General features: G+C 44.2%; 5 protein-coding genes. 2 read left to right on the top strand and 3 right to left on the bottom strand.

Annotated elements, in window-relative coordinates; all coding sequences use genetic code 11:
- Window positions 1-243 precede the first annotated feature (243 nt).
- Window positions 244-2,085, bottom strand: a complete 1,842-nt coding sequence (locus tag B2Z67_RS08320; protein WP_291529360.1) for a pectinesterase family protein — start codon at window positions 2,083-2,085, stop codon at window positions 244-246.
- A gap of 372 nt (window positions 2,086-2,457) precedes the next feature.
- Here B2Z67_RS08320 and B2Z67_RS08325 point away from each other — a divergent pair, with 372 nt between their 5' ends.
- Window positions 2,458-2,805, top strand: coding sequence for a cupin domain-containing protein (locus tag B2Z67_RS08325; RefSeq protein WP_291529361.1), 348 nt, complete (start codon window positions 2,458-2,460; stop codon window positions 2,803-2,805).
- A 4-nt stretch (window positions 2,806-2,809) separates the two neighbouring features.
- Here B2Z67_RS08325 and B2Z67_RS08330 read toward each other — a convergent pair whose 3' ends face one another.
- Together B2Z67_RS08330 and B2Z67_RS08335 are read right to left on the bottom strand one after the other, a co-directional pair.
- Window positions 2,810-3,778: a pectinesterase family protein gene (locus tag B2Z67_RS08330; protein ID WP_291529362.1), complete on the bottom strand. Its 969-nt coding sequence runs from the start codon at window positions 3,776-3,778 to the stop codon at window positions 2,810-2,812.
- Between the two features lie 4 nt (window positions 3,779-3,782).
- On the bottom strand, window positions 3,783-5,000 hold the full coding sequence (locus B2Z67_RS08335) for a glycoside hydrolase family 88/105 protein (RefSeq protein ID WP_291529363.1): 1,218 nt from the start codon (window positions 4,998-5,000) through the stop codon (window positions 3,783-3,785).
- A 302-nt stretch (window positions 5,001-5,302) separates the two neighbouring features.
- Between B2Z67_RS08335 and B2Z67_RS08340 the strand changes: the two genes are divergently transcribed.
- Entirely contained in the window at window positions 5,303-6,748 is a 1,446-nt protein-coding gene (locus B2Z67_RS08340) for an MFS transporter (RefSeq protein ID WP_291529364.1), read from the top strand.
- The last annotated feature ends 946 nt before the right edge of the window (window positions 6,749-7,694 follow it).

Genomic DNA, 7,694 nt, shown 5'->3' on the forward strand with positions numbered 1-7,694 from the left:
TCACTTATCACTAATCACTAATCACTGCTCCGCTCCGCTAAATTCTCATTTATCGTAAAAATAATTCATACGAAGTACTTACACTATGAATAATACAGGATATTTAGTTTATACTTTGACAGATACTGTAAGATAATGAAACATGAGTACTTATGTTTATTTGGAATTATGAATTTTGAATGGCTGCACAATCATGCTGCATAGCAATTCATAATTCATAATTCATAATTCAAAATTCAAAATTCATCGGTTGATGTTCAGTAGCTCATTTCCATTCTTCACCGGATTCCAGCCATCGTTTCCGGCAAGCACGGTGTCCATTTCATATCCCTTGAGGTTTTTCAACTGGTGGGAAAAGGAGACGCGCTTTTTGGGGTTTGCACCTTCGCCTGTACTTTGATATTCAGCGTAGTAGACGGTCTTTTCGGTTTCCTTCTTACCCCAGTTATTCCAACCGGCAGGGTCAATATGCTTACCCAGATTGCAACGGATAAAGACAGCCTGCGCAAACGGGCGCCAGGGGCGTGAGAGGTAAACCTTTTCTACTCCATCATCGGCAGTCAGGCGGCAGTCGTAGAAGACATAACCGTACTTCTGTCCTTCGTCCGTGGAAGGCGCCGTCACGTAGCCTCCTCTTTTACTGTGAATATGGCAACGGTTGAATACGGCGGTAGACCAACCGAAGATGAAATCCACCGTACCTTCAATGTAACAGTCCTCATAATATTGGCGGCATCCCTTGCCGTAGGTGTAGAGCGTATCCTGGAAACCGAGGAAACGGCAGTTCTTGAAATAAACGCGGTCGGCACTTACGAAGCAGGCAACAGCCTGTCCCACGGGGCCTGAAGAGTTCTCAAACGTGAGGTTCTCCGCGTAGAAGTCGGGTGCATAAATGTAGCAGGAGGATGAACCGGAAGTTCCTTTCTCTTCTCCGAAAAGATTTGCTTTCCTGGCATAATCGTCATACGAAAGCACAGCGCCTTCCTGGCCTATCAAAGAAACATTAATCTTGCTTTCCGGTACTACAATCTTCTCTTTGTACACGCCTTTACGCACCAATATCGTGGTACGGACATTCTTACGGAAATCGGGAACCGCATCAATGGCTTCCTGTACGGTAAGGAAGTCTCCGCTGCCATCTTTGGCGACTACCAAATCGTAATGACGCATATACTTTGCCAGTTCCGGCACTTCTTTAGCAATGGCGTCTATGGCGAGACCGGCTATTACGCGCCCGCCGTACACATTCAGGTGGGTATTATCCTCACGTCCCTTTGGCATAGCGGCAACCTGATTGGCAGGCACCCATACGAAGAGCTTCTTGGATTCTACCGGCCCCATGCCTTCTACAAGATTGTGCGTAATCTTGTTCAAATCAACAAAGGCTACTCCTAATTCTTTCGCCACGTTCCGCGGAGAGTCCAGATAAGCGCCGTGTGTATCAATCAGTTTATCTCCTTCGGCAGCAGTTGCCTGTCCCGAAGCTTCTCTCGTGGCATCCGGATTGACTTCTTTACGTATATCATCCTGACTGATGAATTGGTTTATATTGTCCTGACTAACGGGTTGGGTTGCCGCATTTCCATTGGCAGCACCGATGGCAGCACCATTGGTAGCACCATTGGCAGCACTGGTGGCAGTACCGAAATTGCGGCGTACGATGGAGTTGAACAGAACCGGAATACCTCCCTTGGCACGTGTTTCGATTACGAAGCGTTTCAGATTCGCGTCGAAAGTCGTTCCGGGATCGGTATGCCGCGTAGAGTCCGCTTTCTCGTCGTTGTGTCCGAACTGGATAAATACATAATCACCCTTTTTCACTTGGGGGATTACTTTGTCCCATCGTCCTTCATCAATAAAGCTTTTAGAACTTCGTCCGTTCATGGCATGATTATCCACACGTACTTCTTCCGAGAGATAACCGGGCAGCATTTGTCCCCATCCTCTTTCGGGATTCTCACCGGTCAGCGGCTTATTGGCCATAGTAGAATCTCCAATCATAAAGATGGTAATCACAGGTTTGTCAGCCCTGAAGGCTGAGAACAAGAAAAACAAACCTAACAGTAATGTTAACTTATGTTTCATGGTTCAATCAATATTAATATGTTGTTGTTTTCCGGTTACAATATTACTCGAAATCAATTAGAAATGCGAATCAGGAGTTAGAGGAATTAAAGGAGTTATCAGCCCTCAAGCGGGCTTAGGAGTTAAAGCCGATACTTCCTTAATGCTTAATTCTTAATTCTGTATATCAGTAACCAGACTATCGGCTTTAACTCCCATAACTACTGAGCGAAGCGATAACTACTTTAACTACTGATTCACATTCGAAATAAATTCAAAACAGGAAAATTTAAACAGACCCTTAAGTTTCCCTACTTTTTATTTGAGTACGTTTGTAACTCGTATTTTTTTATGTAAGTTTGCCAACACTAATAACCAACTAAAAAGAAAGTAATGAAAAAGACAAGAAGTAACACCTTCATTTCTGAAAAAGAAACCGCTTGGGAATCCGCAGGCGAAGGGGTAGTGCGTCAAATCATGGGTTACGACGGGCAGTTGATGCTTGTTAAAGTGAAATTTGAACAAGGTGCCGCCGGTGCCCCACATACTCACTATCATACACAAACCACTTATGTGGCAAGCGGTAAGTTCGAGTTCACCGTGAACGGTGAAACGCGAATTGTAGAAACCGGAGACGGAATTTACATCGAACCGGATGCAGAACACGGTTGCGTATGTCTCGAAGCGGGTATCCTGATTGACTGTTTCAGCCCCATGAGAGCTGATTTTCTAAAGCGCTGATTCGTTACTTTCCGGGTATCCAGTCGCTACACATTCTGAATACGTAGCTCAGATTTTCGTACTGGGCAGCTTCTTTCTTGGTTAATTGCTTCGACCACGTCACGCGGTTGGCGGTTGACGCACCCTCTCCCGTACTTCCATATTCGGCATAACGGGCTGTTTGTTCATTCTCCGTTTTACCCCAGTTGTGCCATCCCTCAGGGCGGATATGTTTTCCCATTTCGCAATTGATAAATACGGTTGCAGCATACGGACGCCAGGGACGTCCCAGATATACCTTGTCCACTCCCGGTTCGGCAGTCAGCTTGCAATTCTTGAAAACATAACCCACGGCGACATCCTCAGGGGTGGAAGCGGCAGTCACATAAGAGTTTGATTTGCTGCGGATTTCACAATTCTCGAACCATGCGGTAGAAGGGCCGAATATGAAATCGGTTGTACCTTCAATATAACAGTCCGTAAAGTAGAGGCGCGTACCGGCAACCCCTGTGTAGATGGTGTCCTGATTTCCCAACAAGCGGCAATGAATGAACACCAACCGGTCTCCCTCCGTATGAAGCGCTACCGCCTGTCCCATCCGGGCTGCATTGTTTTCTATCGTCAGGTTGCTGAAGGTAATGCTGTTTCCCTGCACCTTCACGGTATATGTACGGAAAGTGCCCATCTTGTTGATATTGGCGTGGTCGTCGTACGTTATAATCGTATTCTCTACACTTTCGCCGATGATATCAACATTCTGTAGCCAGGACGGAACAATTACCTTTTCCTTATAGACTCCGTTCTTTATCAGCACCGTTACTTTATAGTCCATAAAGGCGCGAATGCCTTCCATAGCTTCCGTCAGTGTGCGGTAATCTCCCGTACCGTCACGGGCCACTCTGATTGTGTCTTTCCACTGGTTCTGTGCCGATAGCGGCGTTGCTCCCGTCAGGAGGAGCACTATGCCGCATAAATAAGATGTCAGATGTTTCATGGTTTTATTTCTGATTTACGATTTCCTTTACTTGTTGCAGACGCTCATACTCCAGGCTTGCCATGATAAACGGACTTACTGCCTTGGGGTCATTACTGCGAATGAGTTCATTTATATAATAGGTGTAATCTCCCATGCGATAGTTACTGCCACCCAGTCCGGCAACGGCACAAGCTCTGGTAATAGTCACCACACCGTCTTTATCCACTTCAATAAAGTTGTCGAGAATTCCTTGGTATCCCTTAAGGGCAACTTTCAGATAGGATTTGTCAATGTATCCTTTACGCACAGCTTTGAACAGGGAATATACAAACATTGTGGAACAAGAAGATTCCAGATAATTTCCTTCTTCGCCGCTTTTATCCAGAACCTGGTACCACAAACCGGTTTTGGGGTCTTGTATGCGTTTCACCTGTGCGGCAATATTATTAAGAATCACCAGCATCGAGTCGCGTCCCGCCTCATGCTCCGGAATAAAGTCGAGCGCATCAACAAACGCCATTGAGTACCAGCCCATGGCACGTCCCCAACTATGTTGGGATTGCCCTGTGGTGGGGTCTGCCCAGCGTTCCTTGCGACTTACGTCACATGCGTGGCGGTACAGTCCGTTCTTCGGGTCATACGTATGGCGGGCTACCGTCAGGAACTGGCTCACTATATCGGCATAATCTCCTGCACGGTTATTGCGGAACGCATATTCGGCATAGAAGGGAGCTCCCATATAAAGACCATCCAGCCACATCTGGTTCGGGTAAATCTTTTTGTGCCAAAAGCCGCCGTCAGCATTACGCGGATGGGTATCGAGCTGGCTGCGCAGCAGGTCAATGGCTTTCTTATACTTTTCATCTTTCGTCTGCTCATAAATGCGGAACAGGAATTTGCCGGAGTTCAACCGGTCGATGTTGTATTCGTTCAGTGTATACGTCTCGATACTTCCGTCTTCGTGTATCATGGTGTCTGCATAAGCCAGTGCGTAGTCGAACATCTTTTGATTTCCATACGTGTCATATACATCCAGCACTGCCTGCAACTCCAAGCCGTGGCAATAATCCCATTTCAGCCTCTTCTGGAAATCAAGCTGCCATGATTCCGGGCAACGAATCATTTCCGACTCTGCCATACGCACCGACCATGATTGTTTATCACTTACTTTCTGAGCGGACAACTGTGTGGAACCAATCAAAGTTCCCATCACTAAAATCTTACAAAGCAATTTGTTCATCTTTCTATTCTTATTTTAATAGTTAACAGATTCATTTAAATAAGGAAACAAAGGTAGCGGTTACTAACTAATAGCTTGTGTACTTTTCGACTTAAAAGGTGTATTATTTATTTTGAGCCTTACGAATATATTTTCTCGTGTACGATAACGATGGTTTTCGTGTGCGGTAACACTTTTTGGACTATTTATTTGCGCTCAGGATGAAAAATACACTAAAATAGATAATATTTCTATGGATATACATCAAATATTGTGTATTTTTGGCCTCGAAATAAGAATTAATAATATTAAATCAACGTATCATGAGTACAATTCAAAATGCTATGGGAAAGATGACAAACTACAGGTGGACCATCTGTGCCATGCTATTTTTTGCTACAACGGTAAACTACCTTGACCGCCAGGTGCTGTCATTGACATGGGATGAATTCATCAAACCCGAATTCCACTGGGACGAATCACACTACGGTAAAATCACCGCTGTCTTTTCTTTCGTTTATGCACTTTGCATGTTGTTTGCTGGTCGTTTCATCGACTGGATGGGTTCCAAAAAAGGTTTCCTCTGGGCTATCGGCGTATGGTCGGTAGGTGCTTGTATTCACGCTCTTTGCGGTATTGTAACCCAAAATGTTGTAGGTTTGCACAGTGCAGCCGAGTTGATAGGCGCTACCGGCGACGTAGTGGTGGTTATTGCTACTGTTAGTATGTACTGTTTCCTGGCAGCCCGTTGTATCCTGGCACTTGGTGAAGCCGGAAACTTCCCCGCAGCTATCAAAGTTACCGCCGAGTATTTCCCCAAGAAAGACCGTGCGTATGCTACTTCTATCTTTAATGCCGGCGCTTCTATCGGCGCTCTGGTTGCCCCGTTGAGTATTCCTTTGCTTGCCAAAGCCTGGGGTTGGGAAATGGCTTTCATCGTAATTGGTGCGCTTGGCTTTATCTGGATGGGCTTCTGGGTATTTATGTACTCCAAACCTACTGAAAGCAAGCATGTGAACAAAGCCGAACTTGAATACATTGAACAGGACAAGCACGAAGAAGGTGCTGCTCCGGTTGTGGAAGAAAAAGATGAGAAGAAGATGCCTTTCTGGCAATGCTTCAGCTACAAACAGACGTGGGCTTTCGCTTTCGGTAAGTTTATGACCGACGGCGTATGGTGGTTCTTCTTGTTCTGGACTCCTTCTTATCTGAGCACACAGTTTGGTATCAAGACCACCGAAGGGTTGGGTATTGCGTTGATATTTACCCTGTATGCTATTACAATGCTTTCTATCTATGGAGGTAAATTACCGACTATTATTATTAATAAAACCGGGCTGAATCCATACGCAGCACGTATGCGTGCCATGTTGATTTTTGCATTCTTCCCGCTGGTAGTATTGCTGGCACAGCCATTGGGCACTATTTCTCCGTGGTTGCCGATTATCATGATTGGTATCGGTGGTGCAGCTCATCAATCATGGTCGGCTAACATCTTCTCTACAGTCGGTGATATGTTCCCCAAAGCTGCCATTGCAAGTATCACAGGTATCGGCGGTATGGCTGGTGGCGTAGGTTCTATGTTGCTTCAATACATTGCCGGTGAACTCTTCGTTCATGCCGGTGAAACTAACATGACTTTCATGGGTTTTGAAGGTAAACCCGCAGGATACTTCATCATCTTCTGCGTATGTGCAATAGCTTACCTGATTGGTTGGGTTGTGATGAAAGCCTTGGTTCCGAAGTATAAGCCTATCGTATTGGAATAATACTTCCTTGGTTTCGTTCTTTATTCTATTCAGGCAGCGAATGCCTCAAGCCTGAGTAAGTGTTTGGAGAATATCAGATTTATATATAAAAAGCAGAACAGCCAGAGGAAATATCCTTTGGCTGTTCTTTCTTAAAAGTATGTTTTTACTGCAAATTCAAACTGCTCAATCAACATCAAATCCGCTGACCCATCATTTTCGTGCCTTTTCAAGAAATAAAAGAGAGTCTCTTCTCGCGAAGTGACTCTCTTTTAATTTACTACCGTAAAATGAGAAACCTATACTAAATAGAACAGATACATAGGTTTCTAATCAACAACACGGACGCAAATAATATCCTTAAGGCGAAAAAAAGGGAAGTCTCACGACTTCCACAATTCGTCTAACCTTAAATCTAAATCTCTATGAAAAAAACGTGCTGCAAATATAGCTGTTTTATTCCATATATGTATTAATAAAAGATATAAAGACGCGGAAAATCTATAAGAAATGCTAAAATAGCCTCTTGGGGAACGTTTTTCTGTTAGAAATTAGTGTTTTGCAGGTACTTTTGAGGGGAGAAGGAGGTCTTAACTTGAATGATGCAGGCTTTAGCTTGTATTATCATACCGCAGGAGTAACTCCTGCTTATAGACTCCTGAAGCATGAATCATGCAGGTTAACTCCTAACGAAGTGATAACTCCTTTAACTACACTATGAATAATGCAGGCTAAAGATCGTGAGATGAAGAATTTGCGGAATATCTAAATGACAATGAATAATCGTTGTTTGTGTTCTTTATGATAGCATTATCCCGCTTTTCGTAACATGCCTTGATTTATAAATTCATCTTTTAGCGTACTTGATGAACGGACAAAGAATAATGATACAGTATTTATACGCATTATTGCATATTTACAAGCTGTTTATGCAAAAAGAACCTGTTACTTAGGGATGAAACACTAA

The organism is Bacteroides sp. UBA939, assembly GCF_002293435.1.
In the GTDB taxonomy this organism is placed as follows: domain Bacteria; phylum Bacteroidota; class Bacteroidia; order Bacteroidales; family Bacteroidaceae; genus Bacteroides.

Coding starts and splice junctions, on each gene's coding strand:
- B2Z67_RS08320 (WP_291529360.1), bottom strand. CDS start 2,085: ATGAAACATAAGTTAACATTACTGTTAGGTTTGTTTTTCTTGTTCTCA.
- B2Z67_RS08325 (WP_291529361.1), top strand. CDS start 2,458: ATGAAAAAGACAAGAAGTAACACCTTCATTTCTGAAAAAGAAACCGCT.
- B2Z67_RS08330 (WP_291529362.1), bottom strand. CDS start 3,778: ATGAAACATCTGACATCTTATTTATGCGGCATAGTGCTCCTCCTGACG.
- B2Z67_RS08335 (WP_291529363.1), bottom strand. CDS start 5,000: ATGAACAAATTGCTTTGTAAGATTTTAGTGATGGGAACTTTGATTGGT.
- B2Z67_RS08340 (WP_291529364.1), top strand. CDS start 5,303: ATGAGTACAATTCAAAATGCTATGGGAAAGATGACAAACTACAGGTGG.